The sequence below is a fragment of the Ruegeria sp. AJ12 genome, from assembly GCF_056536245.1.
This window is the reverse complement of sequence record NZ_JBQFJJ010000001.1, coordinates 3,269,625-3,289,062: the sequence shown is the minus strand read 5'-3', so window position 1 is coordinate 3,289,062 and position 19,438 is coordinate 3,269,625. Positions and strand designations below refer to the sequence as shown.

At 60.4% G+C, this 19,438-nt stretch carries 24 protein-coding genes and 1 pseudogene; 3 read left to right on the top strand and 22 right to left on the bottom strand.

Translation table 11 applies throughout. From position 1 onward, the window contains the following. Entirely contained in the window at positions 1 to 999 is a 999-nt protein-coding gene (locus ACR3E0_RS16515; protein ID WP_480479939.1) for a TRAP transporter substrate-binding protein, read from the bottom strand. Positions 1,000 to 1,269: 270 nt separating this feature from the next. On the opposite strand from ACR3E0_RS16515, the gene ACR3E0_RS16510 reads away from it, so the two are divergent. After that, complete coding sequence (locus tag ACR3E0_RS16510; protein ID WP_480479938.1) at positions 1,270 to 2,139, top strand: polysaccharide deacetylase family protein; 870 nt, start codon at positions 1,270 to 1,272, stop codon at positions 2,137 to 2,139. A gap of 13 nt (positions 2,140 to 2,152) precedes the next feature. Here the strand turns inward: ACR3E0_RS16510 and ACR3E0_RS16505 are convergent. Then, positions 2,153 to 2,636 (bottom strand): annotated as a pseudogene (locus ACR3E0_RS16505) (transposase family protein); the annotation flags it as partial. Between the two features lie 27 nt (positions 2,637 to 2,663). Here ACR3E0_RS16505 and ACR3E0_RS16500 point away from each other — a divergent pair. Beyond that, positions 2,664 to 3,224 (top strand): hypothetical protein, encoded by a 561-nt coding sequence (locus tag ACR3E0_RS16500; RefSeq protein ID WP_480479937.1) that lies wholly within the window; start codon positions 2,664 to 2,666, stop codon positions 3,222 to 3,224. A gap of 100 nt (positions 3,225 to 3,324) precedes the next feature. Beyond that, the gene (locus ACR3E0_RS16495; RefSeq protein WP_480479936.1) at positions 3,325 to 3,552 is read left to right on the top strand and encodes a hypothetical protein; all 228 of its coding nucleotides are present in this window, start codon (positions 3,325 to 3,327) and stop codon (positions 3,550 to 3,552) included. Here the strand turns inward: ACR3E0_RS16495 and ACR3E0_RS16490 are convergent. Genes ACR3E0_RS16490 through ACR3E0_RS16395 form a run of 20 tightly spaced genes read right to left on the bottom strand, consistent with a single transcriptional unit; the run spans position 3,549 to position 19,376 of the window. Continuing rightward, a complete protein-coding gene (locus ACR3E0_RS16490; RefSeq protein ID WP_480479935.1) occupies positions 3,549 to 3,905 on the bottom strand; it encodes a bacteriophage spanin2 family protein in 357 nt (118 codons plus the stop codon). The genes ACR3E0_RS16495 and ACR3E0_RS16490 overlap by 4 nt on opposite strands. Beyond that, on the bottom strand, positions 3,902 to 4,456 hold the full coding sequence (locus tag ACR3E0_RS16485; RefSeq protein ID WP_480479933.1) for an N-acetylmuramoyl-L-alanine amidase family protein: 555 nt from the start codon (positions 4,454 to 4,456) through the stop codon (positions 3,902 to 3,904). The genes ACR3E0_RS16490 and ACR3E0_RS16485 overlap by 4 nt, the downstream gene beginning before the upstream one ends. A 20-nt stretch (positions 4,457 to 4,476) precedes the next feature. After that, complete coding sequence (locus tag ACR3E0_RS16480) at positions 4,477 to 4,602, bottom strand: hypothetical protein (protein ID WP_480479931.1); 126 nt, start codon at positions 4,600 to 4,602, stop codon at positions 4,477 to 4,479. Continuing rightward, the gene (locus tag ACR3E0_RS16475) at positions 4,599 to 4,970 is read right to left on the bottom strand and encodes a hypothetical protein (RefSeq protein WP_480479929.1); all 372 of its coding nucleotides are present in this window, start codon (positions 4,968 to 4,970) and stop codon (positions 4,599 to 4,601) included. Before ACR3E0_RS16475 ends, ACR3E0_RS16480 begins: the two co-directional genes overlap by 4 nt. Positions 4,971 to 5,017: 47 nt before the next feature. Further along, the gene (locus ACR3E0_RS16470) at positions 5,018 to 5,707 is read right to left on the bottom strand and encodes a hypothetical protein (protein WP_480479927.1); all 690 of its coding nucleotides are present in this window, start codon (positions 5,705 to 5,707) and stop codon (positions 5,018 to 5,020) included. A 9-nt stretch (positions 5,708 to 5,716) separates the two neighbouring features. Continuing rightward, positions 5,717 to 7,498, bottom strand: a complete 1,782-nt coding sequence (locus ACR3E0_RS16465; protein ID WP_480479925.1) for an RCC1 domain-containing protein — start codon at positions 7,496 to 7,498, stop codon at positions 5,717 to 5,719. 38 nt (positions 7,499 to 7,536) lie between these two features. Continuing rightward, positions 7,537 to 10,794, bottom strand: a complete 3,258-nt coding sequence (locus tag ACR3E0_RS16460; protein ID WP_480479923.1) for a TipJ family phage tail tip protein — start codon at positions 10,792 to 10,794, stop codon at positions 7,537 to 7,539. After that, the gene (locus tag ACR3E0_RS16455) at positions 10,794 to 11,381 is read right to left on the bottom strand and encodes a tail assembly protein (protein WP_480479921.1); all 588 of its coding nucleotides are present in this window, start codon (positions 11,379 to 11,381) and stop codon (positions 10,794 to 10,796) included. Before ACR3E0_RS16455 ends, ACR3E0_RS16460 begins: the two co-directional genes overlap by 1 nt. A 2-nt stretch (positions 11,382 to 11,383) precedes the next feature. After that, positions 11,384 to 12,160, bottom strand: a complete 777-nt coding sequence (locus ACR3E0_RS16450; RefSeq protein WP_480479919.1) for a Mov34/MPN/PAD-1 family protein — start codon at positions 12,158 to 12,160, stop codon at positions 11,384 to 11,386. 4 nt (positions 12,161 to 12,164) lie between these two features. Next, positions 12,165 to 12,926, bottom strand: coding sequence for a phage minor tail protein L (locus ACR3E0_RS16445; protein WP_480479917.1), 762 nt, complete (start codon positions 12,924 to 12,926; stop codon positions 12,165 to 12,167). Further along, a complete protein-coding gene (locus tag ACR3E0_RS16440; protein ID WP_480479915.1) occupies positions 12,926 to 13,285 on the bottom strand; it encodes a phage tail protein in 360 nt (119 codons plus the stop codon). Before ACR3E0_RS16440 ends, ACR3E0_RS16445 begins: the two co-directional genes overlap by 1 nt. After that, positions 13,285 to 16,500 (bottom strand): tape measure protein, encoded by a 3,216-nt coding sequence (locus tag ACR3E0_RS16435; RefSeq protein WP_480479913.1) that lies wholly within the window; start codon positions 16,498 to 16,500, stop codon positions 13,285 to 13,287. Before ACR3E0_RS16435 ends, ACR3E0_RS16440 begins: the two co-directional genes overlap by 1 nt. Further along, positions 16,487 to 16,669: a phage tail assembly chaperone gene (locus ACR3E0_RS16430; protein WP_480479911.1), complete on the bottom strand. Its 183-nt coding sequence runs from the start codon at positions 16,667 to 16,669 to the stop codon at positions 16,487 to 16,489. The genes ACR3E0_RS16435 and ACR3E0_RS16430 overlap by 14 nt, the downstream gene beginning before the upstream one ends. After that, entirely contained in the window at positions 16,621 to 16,989 is a 369-nt protein-coding gene (locus ACR3E0_RS16425; protein ID WP_480479909.1) for a hypothetical protein, read from the bottom strand. Before ACR3E0_RS16425 ends, ACR3E0_RS16430 begins: the two co-directional genes overlap by 49 nt. After that, positions 16,989 to 17,396 (bottom strand): phage tail protein, encoded by a 408-nt coding sequence (locus tag ACR3E0_RS16420; RefSeq protein WP_480479907.1) that lies wholly within the window; start codon positions 17,394 to 17,396, stop codon positions 16,989 to 16,991. Before ACR3E0_RS16420 ends, ACR3E0_RS16425 begins: the two co-directional genes overlap by 1 nt. A gap of 1 nt (position 17,397) precedes the next feature. Beyond that, a complete protein-coding gene (locus ACR3E0_RS16415) occupies positions 17,398 to 17,850 on the bottom strand; it encodes a hypothetical protein (RefSeq protein WP_480479905.1) in 453 nt (150 codons plus the stop codon). Beyond that, positions 17,850 to 18,323 (bottom strand): HK97-gp10 family putative phage morphogenesis protein, encoded by a 474-nt coding sequence (locus tag ACR3E0_RS16410; protein ID WP_480479903.1) that lies wholly within the window; start codon positions 18,321 to 18,323, stop codon positions 17,850 to 17,852. Before ACR3E0_RS16410 ends, ACR3E0_RS16415 begins: the two co-directional genes overlap by 1 nt. Next, positions 18,284 to 18,607 (bottom strand): phage head completion protein, encoded by a 324-nt coding sequence (locus ACR3E0_RS16405; protein ID WP_480479901.1) that lies wholly within the window; start codon positions 18,605 to 18,607, stop codon positions 18,284 to 18,286. The genes ACR3E0_RS16410 and ACR3E0_RS16405 overlap by 40 nt, the downstream gene beginning before the upstream one ends. Beyond that, positions 18,604 to 18,897: a phage head-tail connector protein gene (locus ACR3E0_RS16400; protein ID WP_480479899.1), complete on the bottom strand. Its 294-nt coding sequence runs from the start codon at positions 18,895 to 18,897 to the stop codon at positions 18,604 to 18,606. The genes ACR3E0_RS16405 and ACR3E0_RS16400 overlap by 4 nt, the downstream gene beginning before the upstream one ends. Then, on the bottom strand, positions 18,894 to 19,376 hold the full coding sequence (locus ACR3E0_RS16395; protein ID WP_480479897.1) for a hypothetical protein: 483 nt from the start codon (positions 19,374 to 19,376) through the stop codon (positions 18,894 to 18,896). The genes ACR3E0_RS16400 and ACR3E0_RS16395 overlap by 4 nt, the downstream gene beginning before the upstream one ends. Positions 19,377 to 19,438: the final 62 nt, after the last annotated feature.

The window sequence follows — 19,438 nt, the reverse complement described above, 5'->3', positions numbered from 1 at the left end:
TCAATTCGAGGACACGGCTCGGAGCGCGGTGCTCAAAAGCTCAGTGCCGATGCTGTCTTCGAAGCGTTCATAGACCGGCGCGACTTTGGCACGGAAGGCACCGACATCGTCAATGTCGTTGATCTGCATGCCTGCCTCTTCCAAGGCCGCGACGACATCGGCCTCGGCGGCGGCCACGGCTTCGCGCTGCGCTGCGATCGCGGCTGTTCCTGCCCCACGAACGGCCTCCTGAATGTCTTCCGGCAGCCGGTCGAAGCTGCGTTCAGACATCAGAAGGTGGATTGCCGAATAGGTGTGGCGCGTGAAGCTAAGGTATTTCGTGACTTCCGGATAGTTGTTGGACTTGATCACAGATGCGGGGATTTCCAGCCCGTCAACAGTGCCCTGTTGCATCGCCGTAAAGACCTCGCCCCAGGCCATCGGCACAGGGCTACCGCCGAGGGCGGAGAACATCTCAACAAAGACCGGGTTTTGCATAGTGCGGTATTTCACGCCTTCGACATCGGCCGGTGTGCGCACAGGCCGTGTGTTGTTGATCATGTTACGAAAGCCACCTTCGGCCGCGCCGAGCGACACCACGCCATCGTCGCGCAGATTGGCGGCAAGTTGCTGTCCGACCTCACCATCGAGCACTTGGTGCGCCTGTTCGGCGCTTCCGAAGAGAAACGGCAAGTCGACGAGTTGATAGGTTGGCTCGAGATTAGCAACGACGGCGTTGGTAATGATACCGAGGTCGATCGTACCGAACTTCAGCCCCTCCAGAATCTCTTTATCGTCGCCGAGTTGGCGGTTCGGGAAGAGTTGAACCTCGACCCGGCCATCCGTTGCTACTTCAAGCTCATTTTTGAAGGCGTGCGCGGCGATCGCATAAGGATCAGTCGGGCTGTCGGCGGTCAGCCAAGCAAGCTTCAGATCAAACTCAGCGGCTTGTGCTGTGCCCACAAGCGCCAGCGCAGTTATTAGCCCACCGAACACTCTGCGTGTGAGTTTTGGGGTCATTAGGTCTCCTCCATGTGATGGTCGCCCGGGGTCTGGCAGAACGCACAGACCGTGCGATCCTGTGGGACCCTACACATACAATGCACGATGCAGTCAGTGCATAAACCGCAGGGCGACATGCACGTTGTTCATATTATCATGTGAATTCTGTGCAGCATGGCGTGAAAGGAATGAAATGGGCGCAGGGCAGCAGCAGCCGTAAGGTCTGGGCACAAAAGCATGGGAGCGCCCGAAATGCCGGTGCGATGGATGTAGATGCGGACAACCGACATGAACAAGCGATCTCTGCCAGCAGATTTGATCTGGCCAGGTGAACGTCGAATTGCGGTCGTTTTCAATCTTGCTTTTGAGATGTGGTCCCCCGGCGCAACTTCGAGCGTCGGCCCGATGGGCAATATGCTCGGCGATGGCCTTTTCGACCCCAATGCCGACACCTATGGGAGCTACAACGCCACTCACGGGATCCCTCGACTGGTGGCAATCTGCGAACGGCATGCGGTCACAGCCACTCTCATGACGTCCGGTCTGGTCGCCGAAGCCTTTCCCGATCAACTCCGCGCCTATGCGGCCCAAGGTCACGATATTGTCGGTCACGGTTTGACGCAGGACATGGTGTTCCCGACACTCTCTCCGGCTGACACCGAACGATCAATCGCCCGAAGCACAGCACTGATCAAGGCCGCGATAGGGCGTCCGCCCTCCGGGTGGATCAGCCCACGCGTGACGTCCTCGGTGGAGGTTCAAGGACGCCTTGCCGCACACGGGTACGCGTGGCACGGTGATGTGTTGGAGGCGGACATGCCCTACCTGCAACGTTTTGGCGAGCACGAAATCCTGGCGATTCCGATGTCGGTGGAGTTCAACGACCTGCCGCATGCCATGCGCTTCGGTCGAACGCCAGCACAATTCGTTGAGCTTTTCCGGGACTCGCTCAACGGGCTAAAACCCCAGCCCGCAGAGACAATCATCCTCGACGTTTTCGCCCACGGCCACTGCTATGGCCGCCCGGCCGCGGCTTGGGCGATCGACGAAATCCTGCGCCTTTGCAAGTCGGATGAGACGCTTTGGCTCACGACCCGATCTGCGATCGCCGCGCATTGTGCGCAGACTAAAGCACTCGCAGTGCAGGGTGTTAGGTGAAAGCGGTTCATCTATCGCAGATTGCGTGTAGTTTGGTATTGATGCCGCCTTTGGTTCGACCGACCAGACGACCGCACTCCGCCTTTCGGGCCGTTGATCCACTGGATCAATGCCTGATCCTCCGAACTTTGGCTGCCATGCTGATCGCCGTTCGATGTGCCTTCAGGTAGGTGGCGTCGATCATCACAATCTTCTGTTCGCCGTGCTCGGCGGCCAGACCAGCCATCATTCGTGCGAAGATGGTTTTCTCGCTCCAGTGTTTCCAGCGGCTGTAGAGCGTTTCAGGGGCTTACGCTGCCCCGCTGGGGCCACGGTCTCCTTCAACTGTACAGGTCATAGGTTTCAGGAGCATTTTTCCAGCGTAACCCGTTGCAATTGAAGAAGATAATCTCACTCATAACCCACTTGTCATCAACCCGAGGCTTGCCATTTGATTTCGAAAAGAAGGGTTTAAGACGCGCCACTTGTGCGTTGCATAACCAGAAAAAATCAGACAAGTCGTCGCTCCGCCTTCGGGGCCGTCAATGACGCGGCGCGGCGGGAATCAATGCATCCTGACCCAAAACACCATAGAAAAAGAAGTCCTGCCAGAACTGACCGGCCAGCTGCGCCGCCCCGAGTATTTGAAAGGACACGTGCACGCCTATCGCGAAGAACGCAAACACCTATCAGCCCAAAGCGTCAATCAACTGGAAAACCTGCACCGCAATGTCTTGCGTCCTAAATCGTGTCTGGAAAGGCACGTGAGCCTTTGTGCAGACGGGGTATCTGACGGGCCGGACGCAAAAGCTCGAGTTGCTGAAGCTCAAGAGACTCACAACATTGCCAATGATGCTCTTTCGGCAGCCAATATTGATGTTCCAGTTGAGGAACTTCACTCCAAGGCGGTAGCCAACTTCGCGATTGTCGTGAGCAGCCTTGCTCAACGTTTGTTGCATCCCGATCTGGACGCATCGGATGATGCTGAAGCGATTGAGCAAATTAGAAATTTTGTGGCGACTGTGAAGACCCATCCTAATACCGGAGAAGGTATCTTGGTAGGAAATCACCGGCCACCTGTCTTCTGTCCTTGGCGAGCCTGTTGAACTATTGGGTGGATTAGTGGTAGCGGAGGACCGTTGTTGTCATTCCCCCCCATTGCGATAGCTATGTAAACAAGGGGTTCTAAAAAAGGCTCAGCACCAAATGAAGGTGAAGGACTACCCATTGGCCACTGTCGAAATCAGGTGCGACCATTGCGGGCGCTATGGCCGGTACAGCAAGGCCAGGTATTGCGAGATTGTCGGGGAAGATACAGAGCTACCGATTGCGCTAAGAAAGATCGCTGCGGACTGCCCCGAGGAATCCGTCACAGCAGACAATATGCGGGGCAATTGCAGGCCCTACTACGCGCAGGACTGGTGGCAGCGTTAGCCCTCCTTACGCCGCCGCCTGAACACGCCCGCAATCTGTTCCGGCCAGCGCAACGGGCTGTCCATCAGAACGGCCACCACAAAGGCTACGATCAGCCAGACCGGGTATTCGTGCGTCACGACCGTTTCAATGCGCTCTGCGCGCACCTGACGCTCTGCACGCTCCTGTCTGACGTCGCCCGATACCTTGCGGGCCACCTGTCCCTTGTCGGATTGTAGACCCTGCACGTTGTTGGCACCGGCCTGCACGTTGGCCGCGACATTCGGCCCGCCGCCCGTCAGAAGGCTGGCAACCTGCCCGGCTGAACAGGATGACAGCAGCAGGACGCACAGGGCCAGCGCCAATCGCTTCACGTGAACACCTGCGCCGTTGCACGCAGGATCGCACGGGCCAAGGCGCGCATCTCGTGCGGTTCGTCCGTGGCTTCCTGACCCTTTGGCGAAGACCCGAAGAACGGTTCGATCAGCGCAGCAGGCGCACGGCCCGAAATCAGGCTGGCACTGCCGCGCCCGGTGCGGACGATCTTTTCGCCCCGGTCGCGCAATTCCAGCGCGTCCAGCATTTCATCCTGCAGCGCCTCAGCGTAGCGCAGGGACATACGGGTGCCGCTGGTCAGGGTTTCGGTGCCCGTGGCGTTGGGGTTGTGATGGCTGTTGAAATGCAGCTCTACCGTTGCATCTGCGCCCCACCTATCGGTGCGCGCGTACACTTCGCGGATTTCGCTCGTGTACCCCCGGTCAGGCTCGCGAAAGAACGTTTGGACCTCGATGTCAGGATAGCAACGCGACTCTTGCGCGACCATCACCGCAAGGCGCGAATTCCAGTCAAACTCTGTTTCCCCGGTATCAGGGCGCACAGCTCCTTCCTCGTGGTCGTTGTGACCCACGACAACTGCCAGTTTCATGGCGAATTCTCCTGATGTGGTTAGAGGTAGTAGGCCAGCACGGCCCAGATGATCAGCACCCAAAGCAGCGCTGACAGGATGGCGGATGCCCGGCGGTAGAGCCGGGACCGCATCATTTTGCGGGTCTGTTTGATGGGATGGATCATTTGCTAGCCCACCCCTTCAGCCAGCGCTCTGCCGCGCTGCGAAGCACGCCGCGCGCTGGCATCAGAACCGAATGCGCCACCACGCCCAGAACAAACGGCAGCAGCAGCTGCGCGCCCGGTGGCAAGGTCGATATCTCGACGGCGATGACCTTCAGCACGATGGGGCTGCCAAACGCGCCCACCAGCGTGTTGAACAGCAACAGGGTCACCACCCTGCGCCATTCCAGTTCGTCCAACTCCATGACGGCCAGAATGGCCCCCAGCGCGGCGAAAATCAGGATCGGCCAAGACGATCCATGCGCGACCAGCCACGACCCGGCCAACGCAAAAAAGCCCGCCGAAGCGGACCCGATGAATTCCATTTTCATGTTTACCTCTGCTCTTTTTGACGGTTGGTTTCTTGCCGCCGATCCCGTCAGGCCCCGGCGTTGAATTCGTCCAGTGCGGCGGTTTCCAGATCAGGCAGTGCGGCCATGACGGTTTCCAGCTCGGCAAGGCTTTGCGCCGCCTCGATCCGGTCGTAGCAGTCGTTTTTCGTGCGATTGGCAATCATCGTGGCCCGTTCAGCCAAACTGACCTTTGCCGTGATCCTGTCCGCCATATGCTGCGCAGGGTTGTGGCCGTCCGCCTGCAGCTGGGCGCGCAGATCGGGCGGCAGCATCCCCGACAGGCACGCCTCAGCACCGGGATCAGATGAGGCGTTGAATCGATCCGCCCAGATCATCTGCAGGGGCCAGGTATCGCGCTCTTGCGGGGAGTAACGGCCCGTGACCAAGCACAGCATATCGGCGTGCCGTGCCTTCACACGCTCCATCGCGTCCGCCTTGGCGTCCTCAAGCGTCGGGGCGGTCAGATCGGCGTAGATCCCGCTCTGGACGTCCGTGAAGCTTTCCAGAGACCCGACAGACAACATGCAGGCCGCAACATCGGCCTTCGCCTCCGGGTCCGACAAATCGACTTCGACCAGACCGGATGTGCCCTCTGGCATGTGATCGCCCGTCAGCAGGCAACAATAGCGCGTACTCAGATGCACGAAAGTCACTATGCCATCGGTTACAAGAGGCTCATTGATGGTTGAATCGGCGGTCTTTCGAAATACCTTCATAGCGTCACCTCACAACCTTACCCGCAGTGGCACGCTGATCTGTTCGTCGCCCTGCGCATCGCTTGGCAGCATGGAACCGCTTGCCCCGCCGGTCTGATAATACGCACCGTCCGAAGTTCGGATGCCCATGCCGCGAATGGCGTTCTGCCCCACCGCGCAAATCTCGACTGCGCCAAGCCGTGTCGGGAAACTCATGGGCTGCAGGGTGTCAATTTCGTCAAAGCTGCCCACGCCCAAAGCCCCATCGGCGTTGTAGCCTGTCACGCGAATTTCGCCATCGTCATACAACACCGCCAGACCGCAATAGTTGTAGGACCCAAAGAGCAACACTTGGCGGGTCGCGATGCCGACCCGCGCGGAATTCGGTATTTCGGTGAAGTCTGAGAAGCTCGCGGTAACACCCAGCCCCAGCTGGCCTTCGGTGTTCCTGCCTGCCCCCCAAAGCGTGTCATCGTTCTTTTGCACGATGGTGAAGGCATAGGCCCCGCCACCACCTGTATAAACCGCTTTGTTGTCTGTACCCAGCGCGACAATCTCTTGCGGCGTATCCCTGACGTTCGTATCCCCCACGCCAAGACTGCCGCTGCCATTGTAACCCCATGTGTAGATGCGCCCGCTTTCCGTCAGCGCAATGCAATGGCTGTAATACTGAACGCCAGTTGTAGGGTGGTCACCGTGGTCCGAAGAAAACGCCGCAATTCTCTCACCGCCCATCAAGTTGTTTCTGGTGGGCACGTTCCTGTCAGCAACGTCGCCCAGACCCAGCGCGCCAAGCCCGTTGAAACCCCAGCAGTACAAATCGCCCGCAGCATCTATGCCATAGCTGGACCCCAACCCGGCACCTATTGCCCAAGCTGCAGTCCAATCTGACTTTGCCAGCGGCTCCGGCACGGATCGGTTAGTCGTATCGCCCAACCCCAGCTGCCCACGGCCATTGTCGCCGCACACGTAAAGCGCGCCAGTGTCGGCCAGAAACATCGCGTGGATTTCACTCGAAGCTTGGTGAAAACCCATATCAACATCGACGATGTTGATCCCATCCAGCGCGGCCACTTTGCGCGGCAACGTATGGACAGCGGTATCCCCATGCCCCAACTCACCTGACGCATTTCTGCCCCAAGCCCACACTTCGCCCAGATCGGTCAAAAGAAGGTTGGAATAGTTGCTGCGCAACCACTTCACCGGAACACCCGCGAAGTCATACGGAAACGCCGGGACCACAGGCATGGAACGGTCATGAGCGGCGGCATCACCGATACCCAGCTGACCATGGCTTTGGTTGCCCCACACGGCAAGTGACCCGTCGCCCAAGATGACACCGCCGCTCTGAAATGCGCTGGTACCCTGTTTCGGTGTCGGCAAGCCTACAACGCTTGTTCCCGTGACAGGTGCGGGAACGTTGGTCAGGTTCGATGCATCCAGCGCGGGCAGTTTGCCGTCCGCCTGCACCTCAACCACATCGCCCTCAGCCGTGCCGGTGTCCTTGTAAGCTGCCGTCCCGAAGATTTCGCGCGCGGTCGCATCAAGCGTGAACTTTCCGGTTGCGAAATCGAACCGGCCAATGGGAATGCCTGCCGTACCGCTGTCCAGAAAGACGTCAGCGGCGACGACAGCCGATTCCGGGTCCATCGGGTCTTCATGGACGCTCTGCGCCCAGATCAGGCCCTGCTGGGCGTATTCGGGCCGCCCGTCGCCCAGATGCGATGAATGGACCGCATTGAAGATCAACTCAAGATCGACGCCCCGGTTTTTGGTCGGGTCAAAACCCTCCTTAGATGTGTGCCGCGACACAGCCTATCCTTTCCTGATTGTGTGTGATTGAGGCCGGGTCAGATTAACCGGCCATAGCCCTTGGCAATGAAATCGAACGTGCAGGGCACGCCCTGTCCCTGATCATCGACGTACTGTTGATGAAAGCCCGCCCTGTCGTGCTGGGTCCGAACGGATCGCACACCCACCGGCAGGCCCTGCCCATCCACTGCGATGGCAGGCTTTTCCAGAAACGGCGGCGCGAACGGCACATAGATGCCCTCAGCCGGGCAAATGACGTCTGCACCTTCCAAGATGCGATCCGGCACGTCGATCTGCACGGACAGGGCGCGCAACAGCGCCGTGACATCCTGTTCCAGTGATTCAAAGATCACGCGAAACCGGAACCCACGGGCCAGATAATCTCCTACGAGAAAGTCTTGCCAGTCCGACCACACCGCCATGGCGTCCGCCGGGTCATCGGAAGTGATGCTGATCTGCAACCGGATGCGCCACTGGTCATCGACCACACCCGCCCAATTCCCGATCTCAGACCACAGGCCCCAATCCGACCAGCGCAGACCCTGATTGTAGCCCCGCCCATCCAATGACGTTGTCACGCGGCTGGTCATCACCGCGCCAAGGTCCGTCACTTCAGAGGATGTGAATATCGCGCTGTCGGCGATTTCGCCTTGCTTGGCCCAGATACCGACCTCGGCCCATGTTGGCCAATCGGCCCATGTGTCCGCACCCAGCAGTTGCAGCCCGTCATCTGTCCGGTAAAGGCCCGGCGACAGATCACCGGCGAAATTCGGATGCAGCGCGACTTCGCGCACCACGTTGTAACCGACCAGCTCGACAATGGTTGAATCGATGATCGCGGGTTCCGGGCTGGCCTCACCAAATATGCTAAACGCTTTGATCAGATACTTGCCCGGCAAGGCGGGCACAGTCGCCGTGCGCCCCGGAATGTCCGTTTCAACGTCCTGCGCCTCTGTCCAGCCACCAGACGCGCCGGGGGGCAGGTGTTTGATGTGGTAGTGCGAGACGCTGGGCTTGCCTTTCTTCCACGTCAGCTGCGCCTGATCGCCCAGTATGCGGATGCGGAATTCCTCGACTATGTCAGGGATGCGCACGGCGTCCTGAACGGAGAATTGCACACTGGCGAACTCGGACCACAATTCGACGTGGTTCTGCGCCGCAACATGGGCGGTCAGCGTTCCGGTTTCTGCCCCGGTCAACGGGATATCAAACGACTGTGCCGCCAGATCGCGCACATGGCTGCGCACACCGGAACTGTCGGTCAGTTCCAGCCGGTAATTCGCCACCGATGCATTTGTGGGCTGTTCCCAGCTGACAGACGCCACCAGACCGGACGGCACCTCGCGATAAAACACGTCCACAGACACGTTGCCCGGCGCATCTGGCTTGCCTGCATTGGGCAGGATGTAGGGCGCATCCTCATCAACCTTGATGCCCTGTTCCACACGCGCGTGTTTGTTCGGGTCATCCTCGACAGCGACGATGTTGAACACGTGTTTGTCCGGCGTGTTTGACAGCACATTGAACCGGCGTGGCGGCAGGTTTGAAGCCGCCACGCTGAACACTGCACCGGCCCGGAAATCGGCCGCCAACGGTGCGTCCAGCGTCAACACCGTGGCCATGTCTTCTGCATCCGCATTGCTGCTGACAACATCGACTTGCGAGACGTTGCCCAGCTCATTGGCCAGAAAGGCGGTGTGGGTCTGGCCGTCCTGCATCAGCACCGGCGCGTCCAGCGTGATGGACAGCCGGTCGCCCGAGATTGACAGCAGACGCCCGCCAAGGCGGTATCCGACCCGGTGTTTGTCAGAAACAAAGACGCGGTCTCCGGGGCGCAACCCGGCGTGATCAAGCCCGCCCTGCCAGTTCACGGTTTCGCGCTGCGTGGTGTTGGTGTCTACGATCCAACGGCAGGCGCGCAGTGCGCCCCCCGGCCTTGTTTCGAACGGCAGCGTAACATCGGTTGGCCGACGCCCGTAGCGCAGCGACTTTTCCGGGTCTTCGAACGCCACACCGGCCTTGATCCGGTGATGATCGTTGACGTCGCGATAGCTCGCCACAACGGCTGTTTTGCGCGCAGGCAGGCCGGTGCCGGAATAGTTGAACTCACCACCAACCACATTTGCGTTAGTGACCACCTTGATGGGTTCACCCGGCGCATCCTGCACCGGCACGATGCCACCGGCGCCCCAATAGGTCACACCCCTGAAAACAGCGCTCAGCTGGGTAACCACCTGATAGGCCCCTTCGCGGGTGTTCATGACCCCGTTCATTGTGAAACGGGGTTCCTGACCGCCAAAGCCATCATCCACCAACTCATCGCAGTATTTACCGATCTGGTAGATGCGCCACTTATCGGTCAGCCCTGCCGGGATACGCGCGCCCAGACCCCAGCGGTCCTGCTGAAACACGGTGTAGGTGAAAAAGGCCGGGTTGTCCGTCCATGCCAGTTTGAACGTGCCGTCCCAGATGGTACTTTCATCGTAAACCCGTGTTTCCGGGTCATAGTTGCTGGGCACCCAGCACTTGATCAGCTTCAGGCGGTACGACCGGCGCGGCACCCGCCCACCGAACGCTTGCGCCGGGATCGCCAAGGCGACATAGGCGGTGTCTGGGTAGCAGAGCTTGGCGTCGATGATTTCCGTGTAGGACGCAAAGTAGAGATCGTTTTGCAGTCGCGATGACGTCGAATCTGCGGTGATCCGGCGCACCCGGATCGATACCGGGCGAATGTCGGGCAGCTCTACCCGGTACGCCTTCTGATAACCGGATGTGGTCTTGCCGCTGATGCTGTAGGTGCCGACCTCTTCCCAGCCACCGGCACCTGACTGCATTTCAATCGCGAAATCGACGCGCGCGCCGGTCACATCACCGGTTTCCGCGTTCAGCGTGGACAGCGCCGTGACACCAACCTTGACCCGCACCGCGTCAATGTCGGATTCGGTTATGGTGCGGGCCACCGGCTGCGCCTGCGTGACCTGCAGGGCCACATTGATTTCGCTCTCAACCGCCGAAAACCCCGGCACCGGGTCCTGATCCGGTGTGCCGGTGCGCAGCCAGTATTCCACGCCCGAATAGTTGAACGATCCATCCGGGTTCTGCAGCGGTACGTCATCGAAATAGATACACTTGGCCGGGTGTTCCGGGTCCGCCCAGCCCTCTATTTCGCCCTCAGACACCAAGTCGATGATATAGGCCGTGCTGTCGGCCAGCAGATTGTCCGGTGCCTCATAGGGCGTGCGACTGCCCCCACCACCCTTTCCGCTGCCCTTGCGGCCTCTCAGCGGCGCATTCATCAGGCGCGATCCTCGACATGGATTGCAGCAGACGCCACGACAGACCCCACTTCACATATCCCGACGCCCACCGGCACAGCCACGCCCGGCGTTGTCACGTTGACATTGCCGTTGAACAACTCCGATCTGGGCTGGTCGCGATCCTCATAGTTGGATGTTTGCTGAGGCGACAACATCTGTGCGACCCCGCCAAGCGCCATGGCGATACCGACATTGGCCACCAGACCGGACACCGCCTTACCGGCGATGGCCCATGCACCGGGCACAACAAAGGACGCGGCCACCAGCAGGCCACCCAGCAGGATTTTACCCAGCCCGCCACGCTTGGCCCCGGCAGTGCGCGGAACGATATGCATCTCGCGTTCATCGCTGGCAAAGACGATATGCAGCTCTTGGGGTGACTGGTCGCGCCCGTCGATCTCGGCGCCCCGGAACACCTGATAGAACCGATCCGTCACATGGGCTTCAAAGCCCTTGACCATCGTGCAGAGCGCGCGGATTGCCTCGGCGGGTGTTTCCACGGCCAAGCGGATTTCGCGACCAAAGGCAGCGCCCAAGGCCCCGTGAAGGTAGATTGTTCTGATCATGGTCAGCCTTTGAAACGCAGCCAGTGCGAAATGTGGTCAATGTGCTTGGCGATGGGTTGCACAGAAGACAGGTTGTCCGGCAGGTGTTCCAGCTTCAGGCTTTCACCCAGATAGATGCCGCCGTGGTTCGGAACCTTGGACCGGATGCGGCGCAGATAGACGTCACCGGGCTGGGCAATCTTGCGGTATTCCTCGGGCGCGGTTGAAACGACCTCGAACCCCCACGCTTCCAGATTTTCCAGATACAGCCCGCCCGGCGTCTCTGGATCGGCCCACCATTCCCAATCGCGCGGGCATTCGGCCAGGTCAACGCCCTTGGCCTCGGCATAGTAATCCCGAATGATCGTGAAACAGTCGCTGACCCCGTGCAGGAAGGACCGCTGAACGTGCAGGCCGTCACGGAACAGCTGCGGGCGCGGCCCGCCCCAATGACAGGCCAGCTCCGCCCCTGCCTCGCCCGGCACCAGAATGGCCCATGGCACATCGGTTTCGATCTGCCCCGCCATGTCGGCAGCGCTTGGCCACCACGGCCCGCCCGGATGCGAATGCAGGACACCCTGCAGGTCACCGGCCTTGCTGGCCCGCGCGATCACCTTGCCGCAAATCTCAAAGTTGTTTTCGGGATCGGGGGCGCGGTTCTTGTACGGCACAAACTTGCCATCCCGTACCAGCCCGCACCCCTCAGCGGGTGCACAGCTGGCCATGTGTTCGCCAGCTGCGCGCAGCACATCGCGCGTGAACGGCGCAACCGGCTGGCGAAAGAAATACGGATCGAACATGGTGTCAGCTCCTGCGGAAACGGCCTGCGCCCGGAAAACCGCCAAACGGCAGCTTGGCATTTGCCCCAAAGCGCCGCTTGCACTCGGGCAGCAGCAGGCCGCACTGATCTTGCTGCGCGTCCACCACCGGGTTGCCCAGAGCATCGAACATAGCCGCTCCGACATAGGGGCATGTCGCGTTTGAATAGTCGAAACTGCCATCCGCGCGCCCGACACGGTAGCGCAGCTGGCAGTAGTTCAGCACCTGTCTGCCCGGCAACATGACGTCTTCAAGGTCCAGCGCCGACTGCAGCTGAAACTCAATCAGGTTGGGGTTCTGATTGGTCTTTCGCGCAACGGTGTAAATCTCGACGCCGAAATGCGCCTGCGGGTTTGGCTCTGCGCCATCATCCAGATACTTGCGCAGTGTCCGCACTCTTGTGACGGTCGCACCCACAAGATCGTCATAGGCTTCCACCAGCGACAGCAGGAACGACGCCGGGCTGATCTGGTCGCCATCCTCTCGGGCGATCAGGAACCGCACAGTGGGCTGCGGCAGCGTGCCACCGGCTGACCAGTCCCAGCCCTCGGTTTCAAACGGAATGACCGTGTAGGTGTTGCCACCAAAAACCGGCTTGGCCTGCACACCGGCTGTTTCAACCGGCGTGGGCGCGAAGCGGTAGATTTCCCCGCCAAAGGCCGTCAGGTCCAAGGTGAACAGTTCAATCTCCTCGCCAACCTCGAACCTTTCCAGCTCGCGGCGCACGGTATCTTCAAACTGTTCCATCAGACGATATCGAACTCACGCCTGAACGTCGCACGCACGCGCCACATCGGCGAAGCACCACGCGACCCAATAACCGCCATGGACCAGCTGGCAACCGTCCAGATCAGGGGCACGTCATCCCAAGGCAACTGGTACTGGAAAGCCCCTGCGCCACCTCGCGCGGTAAAGAACGCATCCAAGCTGCGTTTTTCGGGGTCCGGCACTTCGAACGTGACATCGATCTCGGTTCCAACAGGGTTGGGGCCGCTGCGTGACCGCTGGGAATACCCGCCTTCAAACTCCGCACGGCGCGGGTTTGTGGTTTTGGTTTCCGAGTACCCATCCAAAGTGGGCGGGGTAGCCGGGTTGAACACTTCCATCAGGTGCCCGCCTTCTTTTGGTATTTCTGGTCCAGAACGCCACCGGGCCGCATGGCCTGTGTCATTTCCTTGCCGAACAGCTGCATGAACAGAACCCGCATTTGGTCGGTTGCCTCCCGGCCAACCTCCTGCGGATTGTCACTGTTGCTTTGGATGACCATGTCGCCAGTCCAGTTGAACACGGCACTTGCCATCATCGCGCCAACGCTCGCGCGCGGGACTGTCGGGGCCGGTGCAACCGCAACCACGCCCAGCCTGCCATCGCTGGCTCTTTGCAGTGGCAGGATGGCTTCGGGGTCTTCCTCACCCATCACTCCCAGCCGATTGCCCCCGAAACCGAAGAAGGTTGGCCGATCCACGATGCCGCCCTTGGCAAAGGGCACGACGCCGGATTTGTTGAACGCATTGCCTTTCGCATTGAACAGGAAACTGAACGCATTACCCAGAAGCCCAAGCGTGCCGCCACTACCGCTGGAACCAAGGCCCGCAAACCGTTCGGCCAGCACGTCAAAGACACCGTCATAAGCCAGGTCGGACAATCGGCTGGCGATCCGCCCGATGGCATCACTCAGGCTGTCAGCGGCCCTGACGTCCTGCAGGATGTTGCTTGCGAATGCCTCCGATGCCTCGGCACTCGCCGTCTTGAAATCGCCCAATCGCTTGCGGGTCTCTTCCAGCTGGGCCGCGATCAAACCTTCGGCCTCGGCGCGCGACAGGCCAAGCGAAATCAGCTCAGGCAACAGGCCGCGCAGGCGTTCACGTTCCCGGTTCAGCTCCTGTTCGATGTAAAGCGCCCGGTTGCCATGCTCCGCCAGCAGAGCACGGGCGGACGCCAGGTCGCGCTCGGCTGACCCGCGACCGCCGCGACCGTTACTGGCGCGCTCATCGAACCCGGAATTGATCTGCGCGCGGCGTGCCTGATATGCAGCCTCTGCTGCATCCAGCTCCTGCTGTGACGCCTTGGCGGCTCTGAGGCTGTCCACCAGCCGTTCATACTGTGCCTGCTCACGTGCCAGCGCCTGATTACGATCATCCAGATCACCGATGCGCGCCGCATCGATGTAAGACTCAAGTTCCTTGCCAGCGCGACGGGACGCAGCTGCAGTGCCGTCTATCTCGGTTGATGCACGCCGGAACAGATCGTTGATTTCCGCTGCTCGTGCGGCCTCTTCTGGACCCCAGCCCACCGGATCGCCAAGTTCCGACAGGGCGGCATCGCGATCCTTGGTTGCCTGCGTCAGTTGCTCCTGAACCTTGGCCGCATCGCGCAGGGCCGGAATTTGAGAAATCAAGCCCGCAATACCCTTTGCAGCTGCGCCAGCCTTCGCCGCCAAGGCATCTGCACTTTCGCCAGCATCCCCCATCGAAAGACCAAGCCGCTGCATCGCCGCTTCGGCCTCTTCTGCGGTCCCATTCAAGACGGCAACCGCATCATTGGCTTCCTCGAAACCTTCTGCAACCGAAAGCAGCGGGTCCAAAACCGATCCAAAAATCTGCACCAGCCGGGCAAAGCCCACATCGCCTTTCCGCACAAGATCATCAACACCCTGTCGGAATTCCTGCACCCGGATTGTGCCGTCGACCAGCTGGTTCACCAGCTCCGCAAATTCCGGATTTTTCCTGAAAAGGCCCTGATAAAGTGGCTGGTCCAAAGTCCCGCGCGCGGCGTCTTGCGCATCTGCGAGCTTGCGTGCGAAGTCCTCAGCATCCGTGATCGCCTGCGCCAGTGAGAGTGAACCGACTTTCTTACGCAATTCATCAACCCGCCCGCCAGTGGCGATGTAGGCTTTTTCCAGTTCCTGCACCCGTTCAGTGGCGGACTGGGTCAGGCGGTCCACCTCGCTTGTACGGGTCGCCATGATGGCAAGGGTTGCCGAAATCCCGGTGAACGCCAGACCGATCGGGCCACCAAAGAAGGCCATAACACCCTGCGCCGCGCGCAGCGCGCCCGTAGTGATCCGGGTTGCTGCCGACAGTTGCCGCTGCGCCGCAGTCATCGCCACGCTGGCCCCGGTTGCACGCGCCTGCGCGCCCGCCAAGGCGGTGGCGGCTTTGGCCTGCGCCCGATCCGCGCGCGCCGCTTCCAGTGTCGCGGTTTTTGTCACACGGCTAGCGGCAGCCCGCGCCCGCAGCGCCTGCTGGGCGGTGCGCTGGCGCAGGTTGGCCGCGTCCAGTTCACGACGCGATTGCGCCACGGCAGCCTGTGATGCTGCAACCTCTTCGCGCGCAGCAGAGGCGACGGCCAAGCGGCCAGCCGCGGCGCGCTGAAGCGATGCGGTCAAGGCACCTACACCGCGGCTTCCGGCAGTGGCCAGCGCGACAACTCCGGCAACCCGGATGGCTTCGGCCATGGTTTCGGCCCCTTCGCCGGCACCCGCCAGGTATTCCCCGAGGAACGTCAAAGCACCGTTGATGCTGGCCGTTGCCCCCAGCGCTTCATCGACCCTGCCGACATAGGCGACAAGACCCGATGTCAGGACGCTGAACGCCTCATCGCCTGAGACGGCCAGCTGTCCGAATTTCTCATCTGCCGTTGACGCCAGACCGTCCAGCGCGCGCAGAACAACTTCGGTGGTCAGTCGCTGGTCTTCGGCGAATTTCTTCAGCTCCTGCCGTGTGACCCCGGCAGCGTTGGCCAGCGCGTCCAGAAACTCGACAGGAGCGTTTTCCCTGATGGAACGGAATTCGTCGCCCGACAGGACACCCGACTGTAGAGCCTGCCCCAGTTGCAGGGACACCGATGCCCGTTCCGTTCCGGTCGCACCGCCAGCCGCCAAGAGCTTCTGCAGCGTCTCAACGCGCCGTGTGGTCAGCTCGATTCCGTCGCCGGTGGATTTGGACATCCTCTGAACGGCGGCGGCGGTGCCCTGAACGGAACTGCGCGTGCGGATCGCAAGTTCAATCAGGCCCTGCTGTCCCTCTTCAGACGTCACGCCGATAGACTGCAAGCGCCGTTCCACATTGCGCCACTCTTCACCGTATCTGCGCACATCGCCCAAGGCGCGCGCGCCCGCGACGCCGCCCAGAGCCGCCAAGGCGGTTCGGGCGGTCAAAATCGACCGTGTTGACCTTTCCCAGCGCTGATCAATCCGGTTCAGGCGGGTGTTGGTCAGCCGCTCTTGTCGTGCCAGCGTGGCGTCGTAGGACTTCGCGCCACGCTGGAAATTCCGCATATCGGCGCGGTATTCCGTCAGGATCGTGTCATTTGGTTGCATTTAGGGCTTGAACCTTCTTTTCGAAAACCTGCTGTGCAGGCCAGAATTCTTGCGGGGTGGATGACCAGAAGTCGCTTGGGGGCCAGCCGAGATGAACCGTTGCGAAGGCAAAGGTTTCTTCTATCCAGTCGCGTTGGGCGCGACGATCTGGCCCACCTCGGCGTCCCACTTTTTTTGCGCAGCCTCTGGCGACCAAAGACAGTTCAGCAGGAATTGCGCCAACGAACTGCGCAACCGCTCTGAGGTGATCCGCTCCTCAAAAACAACCTTGCCCAGCTGATCGATGTCGTCAAAACGCTCACCCGCAGCATTGCAGGCATACCAAATTATCAGAACGGCCTCTTCGATGCGCAGGCGCTGGATTTGCACCAACTCAAGAAGCTCCTGCACCGTTAGCTTGGTGCGCGCTTCGATCTGTTTCATCGGCTCATATTCAGGACGCATCTGATAAGATGCGCCCCCCAATCTTAGTTCCACGTTCCCGCGCATCAGGCGTTCACCGTGCGTGTGGGATCGCCGAAGAAGGCCAGCGAACAGTTGACTTCGATAATACCGTCAACGTTGGCCGGCTCCTCAGAGATTGTGACAAAGGCTTCGCCCGCGATCTTATGGCCACCCGTGGTCGGATCATCATATTCGCAGGGTGTCGACTCGCCCGAGTCCGACAGCTCATAGAGCCGTGTCTGACCAGCCGTCAGCGGACGCTGTTTGGTGAACGAGAAAGTGACCGTTGCCCCGGCTTCAGACTGAAACGGGCTGGACCCGTTTTTGCTGCGCGAAATATTCTGCGTTTTGCCGGAATTAAACGTTGCATCGTTCTGGAACTCGATTTCCAGAAGCGTGCCCGCGCCATCGTCAACCATGACGAGGACTTCCTTACCTTGTACTGGTGCCATGCTAAATTTCTCCTTGGATCATGACTCTGAATCTGCTGATGCCATGCTTTGTGGCAGGGTCATCGTCTGGCGCGTCGGAACTGGAAATGTGATCGATACCGCTTGCGCCATTCAGCGGTTCCCAGCCTTCGAGCGCGCCAACCAACAGCGATTGCACGCGCACGACTTCTTCCTCGCCGTCGACGATGGCATCGCTGGAATCAGCGGTGTCATCGCAGAACACATGCGCAAGGAAGGTATGCCGGTCAGTGTGACCGGCAGACCCACCAGCGCCCTGCAAAACGGCGAACCCATCCAGCCGCACATACAGCTGTGGGTTGGTTTCAGGGACGTCCGTCTCCACCGGAATGTCGGTCGGATCGTCGTTTTCATCCGGCAGGCCCCAGCCCGCCAGTTCAGCTTCCAGCCGCGCCACCAGCGCCTGCTGTAATTCCCAACGCCTATGAACAGTCATCAAAGACCCCTTTCACCTCTGCCGCCTGAACGGCCCAAACCACTTGGCCCGGCCCGACCGGACAGGGACTTTGCAAGAGCGGCGCGCATCCGCCCGGCGTGCTTGCCGATGAATTCCAGCACCGCGTTGTCATGAAATGGCCGCGCCTTTTGGCGGCTGGTTCCGTCATGCACGAACCGCGCGTAAAAGACCGCATCCCGCGCCTTGGCGCTGACGTAGCCCACCAGACCCCGCGCACCCTTGGCCCGCAGCGCTTTTCTGTAAAACCGCCGCAGACGCCCGGATTTGCGGCCCGTCATGGCTTCGATGTTTTCCAGCCCGGTGCGATGCACATCATCAACGGTCTCAGAAATGGCCTTGGCCACATTTGCGTCCAGCGCTGCTACACGGCGGCGCGAACGCGCACGCGCCCGGCGGAACCCACTGGCACGCATTAGCCAGGCGTTCCGGTCTGACAGGTGAAGTCCAGCCACCTGCCGCATGTCGTGTGCTGAACGGACAGGATGTTGTAGACGATCCTTGCCGCCTTATCCTTGAGCCGCCAAGACGTCACCGCACCCTGGGCAGCGCTCGCGCGGATGCGCACAACCACCGTTGTGACACCCCGCAGCCGCCCGGCAATCACTTCCTCGCCCCCGCGCAGGTCCAGAATCCGGCATGGCAACGGCTGAGTCTGGTCGACCCATGCGCCAGCGGATTTAGCCTGAAGCACCAGACTGGCCTTGCGGCCCGATCTGTTCGCCGTCCGAAAGCTCATGAGAATACCCGATGATCAGCCAGCAGGAATTTCAAAAGAAACGGCCATGCGCTCTGATCGGTGTAGTCTCTCTGGTCATCGCCATTGTAGATCAGATCAACCAACGCGATCACCGCGCCTTCCAGATCGGCTGGCAACCCTTCGGGAAAGTCGGCGATCAGATCGCGCCGCAGATAACGACCAATGGCCGCTTCGGACATATCAGTGAGCCGTTGCAGCTCGCTGTCGTCGTGGTCAAACCCGGTCGCACGTACGCCGGACTTGACCTTTTCCAGAGCAACAAGGCTCACTTTGCGGCCTTTTTGGCTGCGGTCTCTTTCAACTCGGCATCCAACGCGGCGACTTTGGCCTCGGCTTCCGCAGCCCGCTTTTTAGCGGACGCCAGCTCCTGAGTCAGTGGGTCCACTTTAGCTGCCTCGGCTTCCAGCGCGTCGACCTTGGCCTCGGCTTCTGCGGCCCGCTTTTCAGCGTCCGCCGCATCGGTTTCCGCTTCACTCTGGGCTTTCTGAGCCGTCGCCAGTGCGCTGCGCAAATCCGCTGACGTCGCGCCTGATTTCGGGGCCGTGCTTTTCGGCGTGAACTGCATGGGCGCAGAACGTTCCTTTTCGGCCTCGGCCTTAGATATCTTCTCAAGTGCCGGGCGTTCGCCTTCAAGCAAGGGCAAAACGTGCTTTCTGACCTTGTGGTCTTTTTCGTCGACCTCATAGACCACCCCATAGCGAAAGATTCCGATAGCGGTGTGGCGCGTCGACAGTCCTTTTACGAACATTGATATGTCTCCTAAGAAAAACGACGCCCCGCTAGGAGCGCCGTTGATTGAGGGTAATCACC

Bases quoted from the DNA above. Each gene is read 5' to 3' on its own strand.
- ACR3E0_RS16450 (WP_480479919.1), bottom strand. From the start codon at position 12,160: ATGTTCGATCCGTATTTCTTTCGCCAGCCGGTTGCGCCGTTCACGCGC.
- ACR3E0_RS16440 (WP_480479915.1), bottom strand. From the start codon at position 13,285: ATGGAAGTGTTCAACCCGGCTACCCCGCCCACTTTGGATGGGTACTCG.
- ACR3E0_RS16500 (WP_480479937.1), top strand. From the start codon at position 2,664: ATGACGCGGCGCGGCGGGAATCAATGCATCCTGACCCAAAACACCATA.
- ACR3E0_RS16445 (WP_480479917.1), bottom strand. From the start codon at position 12,926: ATGGAACAGTTTGAAGATACCGTGCGCCGCGAGCTGGAAAGGTTCGAG.
- ACR3E0_RS16415 (WP_480479905.1), bottom strand. From the start codon at position 17,850: ATGACTGTTCATAGGCGTTGGGAATTACAGCAGGCGCTGGTGGCGCGG.
- ACR3E0_RS16435 (WP_480479913.1), bottom strand. From the start codon at position 16,500: ATGCAACCAAATGACACGATCCTGACGGAATACCGCGCCGATATGCGG.
- ACR3E0_RS16480 (WP_480479931.1), bottom strand. From the start codon at position 4,602: ATGATCCATCCCATCAAACAGACCCGCAAAATGATGCGGTCCCGGCTC.
- ACR3E0_RS16495 (WP_480479936.1), top strand. From the start codon at position 3,325: ATGAAGGTGAAGGACTACCCATTGGCCACTGTCGAAATCAGGTGCGAC.
- ACR3E0_RS16515 (WP_480479939.1), bottom strand. From the start codon at position 999: ATGACCCCAAAACTCACACGCAGAGTGTTCGGTGGGCTAATAACTGCG.
- ACR3E0_RS16510 (WP_480479938.1), top strand. From the start codon at position 1,270: ATGAACAAGCGATCTCTGCCAGCAGATTTGATCTGGCCAGGTGAACGT.
- ACR3E0_RS16395 (WP_480479897.1), bottom strand. From the start codon at position 19,376: ATGTTCGTAAAAGGACTGTCGACGCGCCACACCGCTATCGGAATCTTT.
- ACR3E0_RS16455 (WP_480479921.1), bottom strand. From the start codon at position 11,381: ATGATCAGAACAATCTACCTTCACGGGGCCTTGGGCGCTGCCTTTGGT.
- ACR3E0_RS16460 (WP_480479923.1), bottom strand. From the start codon at position 10,794: ATGAATGCGCCGCTGAGAGGCCGCAAGGGCAGCGGAAAGGGTGGTGGG.
- ACR3E0_RS16425 (WP_480479909.1), bottom strand. From the start codon at position 16,989: ATGCGCGGGAACGTGGAACTAAGATTGGGGGGCGCATCTTATCAGATG.
- ACR3E0_RS16475 (WP_480479929.1), bottom strand. From the start codon at position 4,970: ATGAAAATGGAATTCATCGGGTCCGCTTCGGCGGGCTTTTTTGCGTTG.
- ACR3E0_RS16470 (WP_480479927.1), bottom strand. From the start codon at position 5,707: ATGAAGGTATTTCGAAAGACCGCCGATTCAACCATCAATGAGCCTCTT.
- ACR3E0_RS16420 (WP_480479907.1), bottom strand. From the start codon at position 17,396: ATGGCACCAGTACAAGGTAAGGAAGTCCTCGTCATGGTTGACGATGGC.
- ACR3E0_RS16405 (WP_480479901.1), bottom strand. From the start codon at position 18,607: ATGAGCTTTCGGACGGCGAACAGATCGGGCCGCAAGGCCAGTCTGGTG.
- ACR3E0_RS16485 (WP_480479933.1), bottom strand. From the start codon at position 4,456: ATGAAACTGGCAGTTGTCGTGGGTCACAACGACCACGAGGAAGGAGCT.